Annotated in this window: 12 protein-coding genes; 5 read left to right on the top strand and 7 right to left on the bottom strand. The window is 66.9% G+C overall.

The window, feature by feature from the left end:
* Positions 1 to 2: 2 nt before the first annotated feature.
* The 7 genes from IEW34_RS24035 to IEW34_RS24005 all read right to left on the bottom strand — a co-directional run bounded on the left by IEW34_RS24035 (position 3) and on the right by IEW34_RS24005 (position 7,752).
* Positions 3 to 485 carry a (2Fe-2S)-binding protein gene (locus tag IEW34_RS24035; protein WP_188611764.1) on the bottom strand — a complete coding sequence of 161 codons (483 nt, stop codon included), beginning with the start codon at positions 483 to 485 and terminating at the stop codon, positions 3 to 5.
* Positions 486 to 604: 119 nt separating this feature from the next.
* Positions 605 to 1,705 (bottom strand): ABC transporter ATP-binding protein, encoded by a 1,101-nt coding sequence (locus tag IEW34_RS24030; protein WP_188611763.1) that lies wholly within the window; start codon positions 1,703 to 1,705, stop codon positions 605 to 607.
* Complete coding sequence (locus IEW34_RS24025) at positions 1,705 to 2,592, bottom strand: ABC transporter permease (protein ID WP_188611762.1); 888 nt, start codon at positions 2,590 to 2,592, stop codon at positions 1,705 to 1,707. Before IEW34_RS24025 ends, IEW34_RS24030 begins: the two co-directional genes overlap by 1 nt.
* Positions 2,589 to 3,464, bottom strand: coding sequence for an ABC transporter permease (locus tag IEW34_RS24020; protein ID WP_188611761.1), 876 nt, complete (start codon positions 3,462 to 3,464; stop codon positions 2,589 to 2,591). The genes IEW34_RS24025 and IEW34_RS24020 overlap by 4 nt, the downstream gene beginning before the upstream one ends.
* 153 nt (positions 3,465 to 3,617) lie before the next feature.
* Positions 3,618 to 4,964, bottom strand: a complete 1,347-nt coding sequence (locus IEW34_RS24015) for an ABC transporter substrate-binding protein (protein ID WP_188611760.1) — start codon at positions 4,962 to 4,964, stop codon at positions 3,618 to 3,620.
* A 281-nt stretch (positions 4,965 to 5,245) separates the two neighbouring features.
* Positions 5,246 to 6,916: a class I adenylate-forming enzyme family protein gene (locus IEW34_RS24010; RefSeq protein ID WP_188611759.1), complete on the bottom strand. Its 1,671-nt coding sequence runs from the start codon at positions 6,914 to 6,916 to the stop codon at positions 5,246 to 5,248.
* A 212-nt stretch (positions 6,917 to 7,128) separates the two neighbouring features.
* On the bottom strand, positions 7,129 to 7,752 hold the full coding sequence (locus IEW34_RS24005; protein WP_188611758.1) for an FMN-binding negative transcriptional regulator: 624 nt from the start codon (positions 7,750 to 7,752) through the stop codon (positions 7,129 to 7,131).
* Positions 7,753 to 7,898: 146 nt separating this feature from the next.
* On the opposite strand from IEW34_RS24005, the gene IEW34_RS24000 reads away from it, so the two are divergent.
* From IEW34_RS24000 to IEW34_RS23980, 5 genes are all read left to right on the top strand, one after another.
* The gene (locus IEW34_RS24000; RefSeq protein ID WP_188611757.1) at positions 7,899 to 9,014 is read left to right on the top strand and encodes a DUF2855 family protein; all 1,116 of its coding nucleotides are present in this window, start codon (positions 7,899 to 7,901) and stop codon (positions 9,012 to 9,014) included.
* A gap of 37 nt (positions 9,015 to 9,051) precedes the next feature.
* Entirely contained in the window at positions 9,052 to 9,789 is a 738-nt protein-coding gene (locus IEW34_RS23995; RefSeq protein WP_188611756.1) for a phosphatase PAP2 family protein, read from the top strand.
* Positions 9,790 to 9,902: 113 nt separating this feature from the next.
* A complete protein-coding gene (locus IEW34_RS23990; RefSeq protein WP_188611755.1) occupies positions 9,903 to 10,151 on the top strand; it encodes a zinc-finger domain-containing protein in 249 nt (82 codons plus the stop codon).
* Between the two features lie 205 nt (positions 10,152 to 10,356).
* Positions 10,357 to 11,592, top strand: coding sequence for an FAD-dependent monooxygenase (locus IEW34_RS23985; RefSeq protein WP_188611754.1), 1,236 nt, complete (start codon positions 10,357 to 10,359; stop codon positions 11,590 to 11,592).
* Positions 11,593 to 12,399: 807 nt separating this feature from the next.
* The gene (locus IEW34_RS23980; RefSeq protein WP_188611753.1) at positions 12,400 to 12,915 is read left to right on the top strand and encodes a hypothetical protein; all 516 of its coding nucleotides are present in this window, start codon (positions 12,400 to 12,402) and stop codon (positions 12,913 to 12,915) included.
* Positions 12,916 to 13,126 lie beyond the last annotated feature (211 nt).

The raw sequence follows: 13,126 nt of genomic DNA, 5'->3' as shown, positions 1-13,126 counted from the left end.
GATTAGGCCGCCACGTCCGACGCGCTGCGCATGGCAGCGGCGCCGGCCAAGATCGAGGCGACGATGTTCTGGTAGCCCGTGCAGCGGCAGATGTTGCCCTCCAGGCCGGCACGGACCTCCGCCTCGGTCGGCGACGGATTGTCGGCGACGAGCGCGACCGCGGTCATCACCATGCCCGCCGTGCAGAAGCCGCACTGCAGGCCGTGGTTGAGGTGGAAGGCCTGCTGCATGGGGTGCAGCACCTCGCCCTTGGCGAGCCCCTCGATGGTCGTCACCGAGGCGCCGTCGAGGGCCGGCGCCAGGAGAGTACAGCTCTTCACCGCCCGGCCGTCCAGCAACACCACACAGGCGCCGCACTGGCTGGTGTCGCAGCCCACATGGGTGCCGGTGAGCCCCAGGTGATCGCGCAGCAGCTCGCTGACCAGGGTCGACGGCGCCGCCTCGACCTGGCGGGGCTTGCCGTTGAGCGTGAAGCTTAAGGCCATGGATGTCCCTCGTGTTGCTTAGAACGAGATGATTTTTCTTCGGATCGGCATCGCGTTCTAAGTCTTTGCTTGAGCGTGAACTTGTCCAAAAACCGACACCCGCTTTTCGGAATCACGCGCTAAGCGAGCAGGCGGGCCCGGTCGGCCTGCCAGGCGGCGACGACGACGTCGCCGATCTGGTGCGGATCGCGGAAGAAGTCGCGCTCGGGCACGTAGGCGACGAACTCGGACGGCCCCAGCGCGTCGAGCATCACCTTGACGAAATTACCCTGGTACTCGACGCCGAGCACGCGCGCGGAGAGCGACGACAGGCCGTCGGCGAGGGGCACGCCCGGGCGCAGCAGCACGATGTCGTCGCGGCGCACCGCCACGTCGATGGTGTCGCCCGCGTCGGGACGGGCCGAGCCCAGCGGCACGGCGATGGCGCGCAACTCGGGCGCCGCGAGCGTCACGCTGACGCCGTTGACCCGCTGCACCTTGCCGGAGAAGACATTCTGGCCTCCGAGGAATTCGGCGACGTAGCGGTCCCTGGGGGCGGCGTAGATGTCCCGCGCCGCGCCGGCCTGGCGGATGACGCCCTTGTCCATCACCACCACCAGGTCGGCGAGCGCGATGGCCTCCAGCTGCGTGTGCGTCACATGCACGAAGGTGATGCCGAGCTCGCGCTGCATGCGGCGGAGCTCCTGGCGCATCTGGACGCGTAACTGCTCGTCGAGCGCCGAGAGCGGTTCGTCGAGCAGCAGAACGCGTGGCTCGGTGATGGCGGCGCGGGCCAGCGCCACCCGCTGCTGCTGGCCGCCGGAGAGCTGCGCCGGCAGACGGTCGGCGAGCTCTCCGAGCCGCACCTTCTCGATCATCGCATCGGCAGCGGCATGGCGGTCCATTTTCGAGCGGCCGCGCACGCGCAGGGGAAAGGCAATATTGTCGCGCACGGAGAGGTGCGGAAACAGCGCATAGGACTGGAACATCATCGCCGTGCGCCTCGCCACCGGCGGCAGGCCGACGACGTCCTCGCCGCCGATCAGGATCTCGCCGGTGGTCGGCTCCTCGTGGCCGGCGATCATGCGCAGGATGGTGGTCTTGCCGCAGCCGGAGGGCCCGAGCAGGCAGCAATAGGCGCCGTCCGTGATCTTCAGGTTGATGGCGTCGACCGCCGTCGTCTGGCCGTCATAGCTCTTCGAGACGCCGGCGAGCTCGATGTGGCCTGGGCCGAGGCTCATCACGCATGTCCTCCCGGGCGGCCACCTTCGGCGCGCCGCCGCTGAATGAGCGCGATCGTCGCAAGACTCGCGCCGATGATGGCGAAGGAGATGATCGTGGTGACCGTGCCGAGGGCGTAGAGCGACGGCGAGGTCACGTTGAGTGTCATGCTCCAGATCTCCAGCGGCAGGGTGTTGAGCGAACCCGCCGTCTGCAAGGTGCGCGCGAACTCGTCGTAGGAGAGGGTGAAGCCGAACAAGCCGACGGCGATCAGGCCCGGCGCGATGATCGGCACGATGACGAGCCAGATGGTCTGCCAGCGGGAGGCGCCGAGGTCCCAGGCGGCCTCCTCCCAGACCCGGTTGAAGCGCGACATGACGGCGAACATCACCAGCACGCCGAACGGCAGGATCCAGGAGAGCTGCGCGCCGAGCGCGGAGGTGTACCAGCTCGTCTCGATGCCGAGGGCGTTGAACAGGAGCCCGGTGCCGATGCCGAGCACCAGGCCGGGCGCCACCAGGCTGCCGATCATCAGGTAGAAGACGGCCGTATCGCCGGGGAAGCGGCGCCGGAACGCCAGTCCCGCCATGAACGACACCACGACGGTGATCGCCGTCACCAGGACCGCGAGCTTGATCGAGCGATCGAAGGAGCCCTTCACGTCTCCGGTGCGGACCTGGGTGAACAGGTCGACGAACCAGTGCAGGGACATTCCCTTCATCGGAAAGACGAGGCCGCCGCGCACATCCTGGAACGACAGGACGTAGATGCAGATCATCGGCCCATAGAGCGCGACGACGTAGAAGATGAACAGCCCCGCCAGCGCATAGAATGTCCAGGGCCGACCCTCGCGGCGGGCAGCCGCACGGGCGCGCGCCAGCGCCACGGGCGTCGCGAGCACGGTCATTGGGCGATCTCCCGGCGGATGTCGACCGAGCGCAGGATCAGCAGCACCAGCGCGCTCAGCACCAGGGTGAGCAGCACCGCGCTCGCGGCCGCCGCCGGATATTGCAGCACGCCGATGTCCTCGTAGAAGGCACCGACCACCGACGCCGTGCCGCCGCCCGACATCACCTTCACCACGAAAAAGTCACCCATGACGATGGAAATGACGAAGATCGAGCCGAGCGCGATGCCGCTTTTGGTCAGCGGCACGACGACGAGACGCAGCACGTCGAAGCGGCTGGTGCCGGCATCGACGGCCGCCTCCAGGAGCCGCCTGTCGATGCGCGCCATGGAATTGAAGATCGGCACGATCATGAAGATGGTGAGCTGGTGCACATAGGCCACTACGACGGCGAAGCCGGAGAAGAGCAGGAACTCCAGCGGCTGGCCGATCAGGCCCGTCTTGATCAGCGCCGTGTTGATCAGCCCCTCCTTCCCGAGCAGCGGGATCCACGAGATCATGCGGATGATGTTGGAGGTCCAGAACGGCACCGTGCAGAGCAGGAAGAGCCCGATGGCGAGCAGCTGGTTCCTGACGTGGAAGGCCAGGAAATAGGCCACGAAGAAGCCGATGATCAGCGAGAAGAACCAGGTCAGCGCCGCGAACTTCACGGTCTCCAGGTAGAGCGCGAGGGTGAGCTTCGACGACAGCAGCCCACCGTAGTTGGCCAGCGTGAAGGTGCGTATCAGGCCGCCGAAGCCGTCGCTCTCCAGGAAGCTCGCCACCAGCACGATGACGATCGGCAGCACGAAGAACGGCACCAGCACCAGCACCAGCGGCGAGACCAGCAGCCAGCCGGACCACTTGCCGCGGGAGGGAGACGACGAGGTCATCGCGGTTCCATTGTTCCTGAGCCGATGGACACCCGGGCCAAGCCCGCGCAGGACGCCGAGGATGAGCGCTCTCCGCCCAAGCCTCGTCATGGCCGGGCTTGAGCCGGCATCCACCGCGCTCAATGAGTGAAAATCACTCTGAACAGGCAACTATCAAGCAACCTTGAAGTCGTTCCAGCGCTTGTTCATGTAGGCGCTTTCGTCCATCAGGGTGTTCCAGCACGAGATGTTGGTCACGCGCTCGAGGAACGAGCCGCCGTCACGCTTGGCGCCGGGCTGCTCCATGGGCACGCCATAGGGGTCGTTGATGACGGCGGGCGCCGGCTTGCCCTCGTACCAGAAGTCCCATTCCGCCGGCGTCAGAAATGTCTTGGCCGTCGACGGCACCGGGCTGTAGTAGCCGTAGCGGGCGACGAAGCCGCCCTGCCAGCCCGACAGGTACCAGTTGAGGTATTCGTAGGCCGCCTCCAGCTTCTTGCCGGAGAGATGCTTCATCAGCGCCATGCCGTTGCACCAGCCGCGATAGCCCTCCTTGCCGTCCTTGATGTTCACCGGCGCATAGACGCAGGGAATGCCCTTGACGCGGACGGCGGCGACGGCGGGCGACCACATCGATTGGATGATGACCTCACCAGCGGCCATGAGTTGCACCGACTGGTCGAAGGTGGTCCAGGTGGCGCGGAAGTGGCCGGACTTCTTCAGCTCGATCAGCTTGTCGATGGTGAAGTCGATCTCGGCCTTGGTCATGTTGCCCTTGTTGCCGTACTTGATCAGCCCGGCACTCTCGAAGCACAGCGCCGCATCCATGATGCCGATCGCGGGCACGTCGAGGATGGCCGCCTTGCCCTTGAACTTGGGGTCGATGAGCTCCTTCCATTCGGTCACCTCGTGGCCGACGAGATCGGGACGGTAGCCGATGGAATCGGCGTTGTAGACCTGAGGCAGGAAGGTCATCCAGTCGCTGACACCGTCATTGAGCTCGGTGGCGTCCGACTTGGCGATATACATGGCTTCGTAGGGCGAGATGCCCTGGCGCGGAATCTTGTGACCGTTGATCTCGCCCTTGGTGAAAATCGGCAGAATATTATCGAATTCCTTGATCTTCTTCACCTCGATGCCCTGAATCACACCGCGCCGGGTCGCGACCTTGGACTGCCAGCCCTCGACGTCGGCGATGTCGACGGAATTGGGCTGGGTGACGAAGCGGTTGATGGCGGCCGAGGTGTCGAGATTCTGCATCGTCACCTTGAAGCCCAGGTCCTTGGAGGCCTGGTCGCCGATCGCTTTCACGACGGAGTAGGAGACGCCCACGTGACGCAGCTCGATGTCCTTGATCTCCTGCGCCCAGATAGTAGGGAACCCGGTGATCGCGCCGGCGCCTGCGGCGGCGCCGGCTGTCGCGGCCCCTGCCTTGAGGAAGGTCCTGCGGTTGAGCCCTTCGCCCGTCGCCGCAACGTCGGATCGAGCGGGCGCAGACGGACCGGCGGTGTCTTTGCTCATGACAGCAGCTCTCCCAGCTTGACGATTACTTTCAGCTGAACGCGACTGCTTGCGCAGATTGGCTGAACTGGGAGGAAGGCTATGAAAGAGAACTGGAAATGAAAAATTAGAAGTTATGAGAACGACTATAAACGAAACTCATGTGCTCGCCGAATGCGCAGATCGCCGAACGGAAGCGCTGCGAATTGAGCACGAATGCACGGACCGGGCCGGCCGCTGGCCCGCCGCGGGCGCGCGCGCCAAGTGACGCGCCATGGGCACGCGTGGCCTCCAACTGGGGCTCACGCCTCGAACAGGCGCCGAAGCTCGCGCTTGAGAATCTTCCCGGTCGCCGTGCGCGGAAGCTCCTCGGTGGTCAGCCGCACGGTGGTCGGCACCTTGAAGCGGGCGAGCTTTCCGGCGACATGCGCCACGATCTCCGGCGTCGGATCGCCGTCGCCGTCCGCGGCCACCTGCACGACGGCCGCGACCTCCTCGCCCCACTCCCGGTGCGGCACGCCCAGGACGGCGACGTCGAGCACCAGCGGGTGCTCGATCATGGCGCTCTCCACCTCGGCGCAATAGACGTTCTCGCCGCCGCGGATCACCACGTCCTTCTTGCGGTCGACGACGTAATAGAGCCCGCTCGGATCGCGGTAGCCGAGGTCGCCGGTGCGGAACCAACCGCCGCCGAATGCGGCCTCGGTGGCGTCGGGATTGTCCCAATAGCCGGGGATGATGTTGGGCCCGTGTGCCCACAATTCGCCCACGGCGCCGTCCGGCACGTCCCGGCCGCCATCGTCGACGACGCGGATGTCGGCCGTCGGCATCGGCCGCCCGATGCTATCGGGATGGGCGAGGTATTCGGCGCCGCTGTTGGAGATGACGGCGCTCGTCGTCTCGGTCAGGCCGTAGCCGTTGCCGGGCGCCACCTTGGCGTCGAAATCGCTGCCGATGCGGCGGATCAGGTCGGGCGGCACCGAGGCCCCGCCCGAAGTCAGCCCCTGGAGGGTCGAGAGATCGCCTCCGAATTCCGCCGCCGCTTCGAGGAGCTGGCGCACCACCATCGGCACGCCGCCGGCGCTGGTGAGCTTGTGCCGCTCGATCAGCTTGACGGCCTCGATCGCGCTCCAGCGATACATGACCACGAGCTGGGCCCCCAGCGCTGTGTTCACGTAGAGGCCGGTCATGCCGCCGATGTGGAAGAAGGGAAATGTCTGCAGCGCGCGCGGCTGCGGCACCTCCGCGCCCGGCGCGAGCCCCGCCAGCCGGCGGCCGGCCTCCACGCCGAGCAGCGAATTCCAGAGATTGGTGACGTGGTTGGCGTGGGTGGCGACGGCCCCCTTCGGCCGGCCGGTCGTGCCGGACGTGTAGAGGATCGTCGCGAAATCCTCCGGGCCGATCTCGGCCTCCGGTAGCTCATCGGCCTCGCCCGCGGTGACGGCCGTAAAGCTCAGCCCCTGCCCCGGACGGTCGCCGGCGCGAGCCACCACCAGGGTCTTCGGCGCCAGGCGGGCGAGTTCCGGCCCCAGGCGCTCCAGCCGTTCGCCGTCGAGCAGCAACGCGCTCGCCCCACTGTCCTGAAGCGCAAAGACGAGCTCCGGCCCCGTCCACCAGGCATTGAGAGCGACGGTGACCGCGCCGATGGCCTGGCAGGCCCAGAAGCTCACCACCCATTCCGGGTAGTTGCGCATGCCGATGGCGACGCGGTCGCCCTTGGCGATGCCGCTGGCGCGCAGGTGATGGGCCAGCGCCGCGACGCGGCGCCAATGGTCGCGGAAGCTCAGCGTCTCATCCTCGTAGGTGAGGAAGGGCCGGTCGCCCCAGGCGCGGGTCGCCTCCAGCACAGCCCGCAGCGAGCGCGGCGCGTGCGAATAAACGCGCGTCGGCAGCCCGTGGGCATCGGTGGACTCGATGATCTGGAACGTACCCTCCCGCGAGAGCGCGGTGATCAGCTCAGCGCGCGTCGGCATGGGCGGAGCCTGAGGTACGATGGGCGGAGGGGATGGCGATGCGGCTTTGCCGCGAAAGCATGGGCTCGGGAGGCTCGATCGTGCAGGCCATGGAACGGAGTGCGCTTCCTCTCGACCGACTGGCGGCGGACGTTGCAGGCACCATAAGCTCGGTTATGCGCAGCGGCAATGGCCCTGGCGCGCAGCGTGAACACCAGCCAGTCCCGGGGCGGTCAGGGTGGGATGAGGCCCGCGACGCCCCGGTCGTTCGCATCCGCGCTCGCCGCGAGCCCGGCGGCGACGCCGGCCCGATCGGCAGCGCCGCGATTCTGGCTCATCTTGCGCTTGCCCTCCAGCCGCGCGATCGGCAGGCGCAGGCCGACGATGCCCCGCAGCTGTGCCTTGACGAACTCCGGCGGCGCATCGCTCACCGCCCAGGGCTGGGCCCGCGGGCGCTCGTGGAGCTCCGTCAGCCGGGTCACCACCGCCAGCAGACGGTCGGCGTCCTCGAAGAACTCGACCGGCCCGTAGGCGTGCACGGCGATGTAGTTCCACGTCGGGACGACCTTCCCGGTCTCCTGCTTGGTCGCGTACCAGGACGGGGTGACGTAGGCATCCGGGCCGTTGAACAGGGCCAAGGCGTCCCCGATCACCGGCTCCTTCCACTGGCTGTTGGCGCGGGCGAGGTGGCCATAGAGCACGCCATGCTCCTCCTCGCCCGGATCCAGAAGCAGCGGAAGCGGCGTGCAGATGAGGCCGGAGGGCGTCGCGGTGACCAGGTTGGCAAGCCGCGCCGCCTGCATCATCTCGTGCAAGACCGGCAGCTCACTCTCGCGGAATGCGGGCGGGATATACATCGGAGGCTCCTTCGGGTCTCCACCATTGTCCGGAACCGGTCCGGGGTAAACGGCCAGTTTTCGCTCCTATGATGGGGCCAATTGCAGCACCGGACGACGAGGGCGCGCCGCCGCGTGCGGGCCGCGCAATCGGCGTTGCATCCTTCGTGATCGCCCGGCCCGCGCCGTTCGGCTATGCCGCGGCCATGGCAAGCTTCATTCAACACGGACCCGCCGCGACCAGCTGGACGCTGGAGGTCGCCCGCACCGACGTTCATCGGACGCGGGTCGTCGCCGAGGTCGATGGCCGGCCACCGGAACCGGGCGAGGTGGTGCTGGCGGTGGAGCGCTTTGCGCTCAGCGCCAACAACCTCACCTACGCGGCCACCGGCGACACGCTCGGCTACTGGCAGCTGTTCCCGGCGGCGGCCGGCTGGGGACGAATCCCGGCATGGGGGCACGCCGTCGTCGTTGCATCGGGCCACGACGACGTCCGCCCGGGTGAGCGCTACTTCGGCCTGGTGCCGATGGGCAGCCGCTTTTCCATTCTGGCGAGCCGCAGCCGGCTCGGCCTGCGGGACGACAGCCCCCACCGCGCCGGGCTCAACCCGGTCTACAATCAGTATGCGGCCACGCACGATAACGATGCTGTCCGTCTCGAGAACGACGCCCTGTTCCGGCCACTGCTGATCGCCTCGTTCGTGCTCGACGCCTTCCTGCGCGAGAACGCCTTCTTCGGCGCCGGCACGGTCGTGGTGATCAGCGCGTCGAGCAAGGTGGCGCTGGGCCTCGCCACGCTCCTGCACGGGTCCGTTCCGGTCGCCGGCCTGACGTCCCGGCGCAACGTCGGCTTCGTCGAGGCTACGCGGCGCTACGAGCCGGTGCTGGCCTACGACGACCTCGACCGCCTGCCCCGGTTCGGCCCCAGCGTCGTGATCGACCTGGCGGGCGATGCCGCTCTTGCCGGGCGCGTCACCGCGGCGCTCGGCGACGGTGTGGTGCGCGCCATCCGGGTCGGCAGCACGCATTGGGATGCCGGGCAGGGGCAGGACGCGGACGCCTTCTTTGCCCCCACCCACATCCAGCGCCTGGTGAAGGCGTGGGGGCCCGGCGGGTTCGAGGAGCGGCTGTCCGCGGCGCTCGACCGTTTTGCCGATCTATCGGCCCCGTGGTTCGCGCGGAGCTACGCCGACGGGCCGGAGGCCCTCACCGCCACCTACGCCTCGCTTGCCGACGGCAGGGCCGATCCGGCCCGGCTGCAGATCGCCCGACCCGCACGCTGAACTGGAACCGGACGGCCCGGCGTGGCAGACCGGGATCATGAGCCAGATCCCGTCCGTCCGCAGCCTTGCCAGCCGCATCGGTCGCCAGGAGGTCGGCGCGCTCGTCGCGCTCCTCGTCTCGGCGGCCCTGCTGCTCGGCTTCGTCAGCATTGCCAACGAGGTTGCCGAGGGCGAAACGCTCGGCTTCGACAAGGCCATCCTGCTGGCGCTCCGCACCCCGGGCGACGTGGGCGACCCCATCGGCCCGCGCTGGTTCGAACTGGCCGTCAAGGATCTCACCAGCCTGGGCGGCACTGCCGTGCTGACGCTGATCACCCTCGCCGCCGTGGGCTACCTCGCCATGGCCAGCAAACGCCACGCCGCGCTGCTTGTGCTCGCGGCGATCGGCGGCGGCACGGTGCTCAATTGGGCGCTGAAGCAGATCTTCAGCCGGCCGCGTCCGGATTTCGTCGCGCACGTGGTCGATGCGAGCTCGTGGAGCTTCCCCAGCGGTCACGCCATGATGTCGGCAATCACCTATCTGACCCTCGGCGCGCTGCTCGCCCGCGTCGAGCCCAAACGGCGGCTGAAGGCCTACCTGCTCGGCCTCGCCATCACGTTGACCCTGCTCGTGGGCGCCAGCCGCATCTACCTCGGCGTGCACTACCCGAGCGACATCCTGGCCGGCTGGACCGTCGGCGCCGCCTGGGCGATCCTATGCTGGCAGACGGCGCAATGGCTGCAGCGGCGCGGCGAGATCGAAGGCGACGGCGCGGATAGGGCGGAGAAGAGCTGAAGCTCTGCCGGAGCCGCCGCCGTGCACCGTTTTGCGCCTATTCGAGACTAGCGGCATCGGGCGCAAGTGCCTATGGTGCGGCGCAGTTCGATCCCAGCCCCGAGAAACGCGACATGGCCGAGCACGGCGTCCCGCATTTCCAGAACGACCTTGGCGTCGCCACCATCCATGTGGGCGCACGCGAATTCATGTGCATCGGAGCGCGGCCGCCATTCGATCACCCGCACATCTTCATCGACATGGGCGATTCGGACGAGGCCATCTGCAGCTATTGCTCGACGCTGTACAAGTTCGACCCGAGCCTTGGATCGGGGCGCTGCGAGCCGCCGGAGTGCAAGTGGGCGGACGAGGTCGCCGCCTAGAGCGTTTTCGAGCGAAGTGGACGCCGGTTCGCGTGGAGAAAGCGCGACAAATCAAAGAGATAGAGCGTTTCAGCGATTCGAAGAAGCGCCGAAATGTTCGAGCACCCCGGCGCGACGATCGTGACCCTTCCAGCCTAGTGGCACCGCTCCATCGACACCTGCCTGCGGCAGCGATGCGGGGTCGCCGCCGACGGACGATCTTTCCATGACCGACGCCGCACGCGTCATCATCGCTGGAGCCGGCATCGGCGGTCTCACCGCCGCTCTGGCCCTGGCCAAGGTCGGCATCGCCGCGATCGTGCTGGAGCGCCGCACCGCACTCAACGAGGCCGGCGCGGGCATCCAGCTGTCGCCCAACGCCAGCGGCATCCTGTTCGGCTTAGGGCTCGGGCCCGCCCTCATGCGCCATGCGGTCGAGCCGGCCCGGCTCACGGTGCACGATCTGGCACGCGGCCGTCGCCTCGCCGAGGCGCCGCTCGGCGCCGGCATGCGCGAGCGCTTCGGCGCCCCCTATCTGGCGATCGCCCGCTCCGACCTGCACACGATCCTGCTCGACGCCGTCCGCAGCCGCACCGATACCCGCCTGCTCGTCGGCCGCACGGCCCTGGGCGCCGTTTCGCGCGACGACAGCGTGCAGGTGGCGATCGAGACGGCGGGAGGGCAGCGCGACACCCTGGGCGGTGCGCTCCTCATCGCCGCCGACGGCGTCGGGTCGCGCTTGCGCAGCACCGTGGAGCCCGGAGCGCGGCCACGCCTGCACGGCTACCATGCCTGGCGCACCACGATTTCGGCCGAGGCGGTGCCCGAGGGCGTGCCGCGGAAAGAAACCGGGCTATGGCTCGGGCGGGGCTGCCATCTCGTGCATTATCCGGTCGCCGCCGGCCGGCAGATGAACATCGTCGCCGTGCAGCGCGCCGCGGAGCCGGTGTCGGGTTGGACCGAGGCGGGCGACAGCCGCCAGCTGAACCGGGCCTTCCTGCGCGCTGCGGCGCCGATCAGGGCATTGGTGGCTCAAGCCGCGGACTGGCGTATCTGGTCGCTCCAGGACCTGTCGCCGTTGCGGCGCTGGCACGCCGGCCGGATCGTGCTGCTGGGCGACGCCGCTCACCCGGTGCTGCCGTTCCTGGCGCAGGGCGGCGCCCTCGCCATCGAGGACGCCGCCGTGCTCGCCCAGTGCCTGGCTTCCCTTCCATCAACGACGACGGCGCTCGATGCGGCCCTCGCCTTCTACACCGAGGCCCGCCGCGAACGGGCCACCCGCGTGCAGCGGGCGGCGCAGCTGAACGGGCGCGTCTATCACCTGCCCGCCCCGCTCAGCATCGGCCGCAACCTGATGATGGCCCGGCTCGGCGGCCGGCTGATCGACCGCTACGACTGGCTCTACGGCTGGACGCCGGCAGAGCTCGGCGATCCGTCGGAGCACCGTATCGCCGCGGCGTGAGCCGGTTCCGGTGCCGACCCGACGCTTGGCCGCACGCCCAAGCACGGCTATAGAGGTCGCGTCACGCGGGCGTGGCGAAATGGTAGACGCATCGGACTTGAGCGATTGAGTGCTCCCGCGGAAACGCAGGATGTAGAACTGCCCAAATTCGGGGAAACCTTCACTGGCAATCCCGAGCCAAGCCCCATCCGGGGAAGGTGTAGAGACTAGACGGGCAGCACCTAAGGCTTCCGCTAAGGTGAAGGGATAGTCCAGACCACAAACGCCCCTCCGGGCGGCGGCGAAAGCCGTAGCTGGTACGAAAATCCGTAGGGCCTTCGGCCCGTGGGGGTTCAAGTCCCCCCGCCCGCACCACTTCAAATTTCCTTTCTTTTCAATTATTTTATATCGGGATGTGGTCACTTGTGAGAGCGAATTGCGAAACCTAGTTGTCAGCTTTGCTGACCTTCGTCGCTGTCTCTATGCACGAACTTCGATCGCTCCAGACTCCGCTCCGGATTCATAGCTTCCAAGACTCTGACTGCTAGGTCGTTTCCGGGTTGGCCTATTAAAATTGGTTGTGTCGAGTAGCCCGATTCACGTACCAATGTGGACGCACGCTAATCGTCGTCGAGATGTTCGCCGCGTTCATTGTCATCGGCTGAGCGCTCGCTGCGCGCGCGGGCTACTGCCGCACGCATATCAAGCCGGGCTGGCGGCAGTCCGCATGCATTCTCATGGGGCGACCCATTGCTGCCGTGGTCGCGTTCCTCGCCGCGAAATATTCACTGCTGACGCTGACAACGACCTAGATTACGGAAGAAGGGCTTGGCGAAAGCCGCCCTCGGTGGGGTGAGGCTGATGCGCGCGATCCTTGTAAGCTTGGCTCTGGCGTGCTTTGGGGACCAGGCTCGTGCCGCGGGCCCGTCACATGCGCCGGAGCCGTGGGATTTCCCCAGCGATCCGACTAATAGTGAAATCAACTTCAGAATCACCAATCTGAGATGCCCTAGCAATGGATCCGGTATCGTCAATTTCTACATTTTAAGCGAGGACAACGAGGGTCGCGCTAAGCTTTTTAAATTGCTTATCCGAGATAAAATGCCATATGGCGTCGATATATACATCAAAAATGATGGAGTCTGGATCAAAAAAATCTTATTTACACTAATTGATAGCGATAAACTACCTTCCGAATATCGGTCTATGATGAACAAGGCTGTTTTCGAGTATGCCAACGTCATCTTTCGCAAGCTCTGCCTTGGCTCGACTGACGACAGGCGGCAGGTTCGTAGAGCGCTAGGTGCCAGCATCAGGGCCTGGAAGTCGGCGTACAAAGGCTGACGTTGCCCGCGTTCCACCATGAGCACCAGGCGTTCGGCGCCGCGACGCGTACCGCACTAAAGATCACCCCGCATAGGCAGGCGGCTTTTGCCGCTTCCGGAACCGAGCCAGCACAGCGACAAGAGATGATGGCAGCGCGGCAACTGCGGCTATGGTCCCCACGTCGACGTTGAGCAATTGACAGGGCGTGTCACTTCTGCGCGCCGCGGCG

The organism is Chelatococcus reniformis, assembly GCF_014640075.1.
Classification (GTDB): domain Bacteria; phylum Pseudomonadota; class Alphaproteobacteria; order Rhizobiales; family Beijerinckiaceae; genus Camelimonas; species Camelimonas reniformis.
Note: the sequence above shows the minus strand (reverse complement) of the source record. Positions and strands in the feature narration are given on the sequence as shown.

Coding starts and splice junctions, on each gene's coding strand:
- IEW34_RS24035 (WP_188611764.1), bottom strand. CDS start 485: ATGGCCTTAAGCTTCACGCTCAACGGCAAGCCCCGCCAGGTCGAGGCG.
- IEW34_RS24030 (WP_188611763.1), bottom strand. CDS start 1,705: ATGAGCCTCGGCCCAGGCCACATCGAGCTCGCCGGCGTCTCGAAGAGC.
- IEW34_RS24025 (WP_188611762.1), bottom strand. CDS start 2,592: ATGACCGTGCTCGCGACGCCCGTGGCGCTGGCGCGCGCCCGTGCGGCT.
- IEW34_RS24020 (WP_188611761.1), bottom strand. CDS start 3,464: ATGACCTCGTCGTCTCCCTCCCGCGGCAAGTGGTCCGGCTGGCTGCTG.
- IEW34_RS24015 (WP_188611760.1), bottom strand. CDS start 4,964: ATGAGCAAAGACACCGCCGGTCCGTCTGCGCCCGCTCGATCCGACGTT.
- IEW34_RS24010 (WP_188611759.1), bottom strand. CDS start 6,916: ATGCCGACGCGCGCTGAGCTGATCACCGCGCTCTCGCGGGAGGGTACG.
- IEW34_RS24005 (WP_188611758.1), bottom strand. CDS start 7,752: ATGTATATCCCGCCCGCATTCCGCGAGAGTGAGCTGCCGGTCTTGCAC.
- IEW34_RS23995 (WP_188611756.1), top strand. CDS start 9,052: ATGAGCCAGATCCCGTCCGTCCGCAGCCTTGCCAGCCGCATCGGTCGC.
- IEW34_RS23990 (WP_188611755.1), top strand. CDS start 9,903: ATGGCCGAGCACGGCGTCCCGCATTTCCAGAACGACCTTGGCGTCGCC.
- IEW34_RS23985 (WP_188611754.1), top strand. CDS start 10,357: ATGACCGACGCCGCACGCGTCATCATCGCTGGAGCCGGCATCGGCGGT.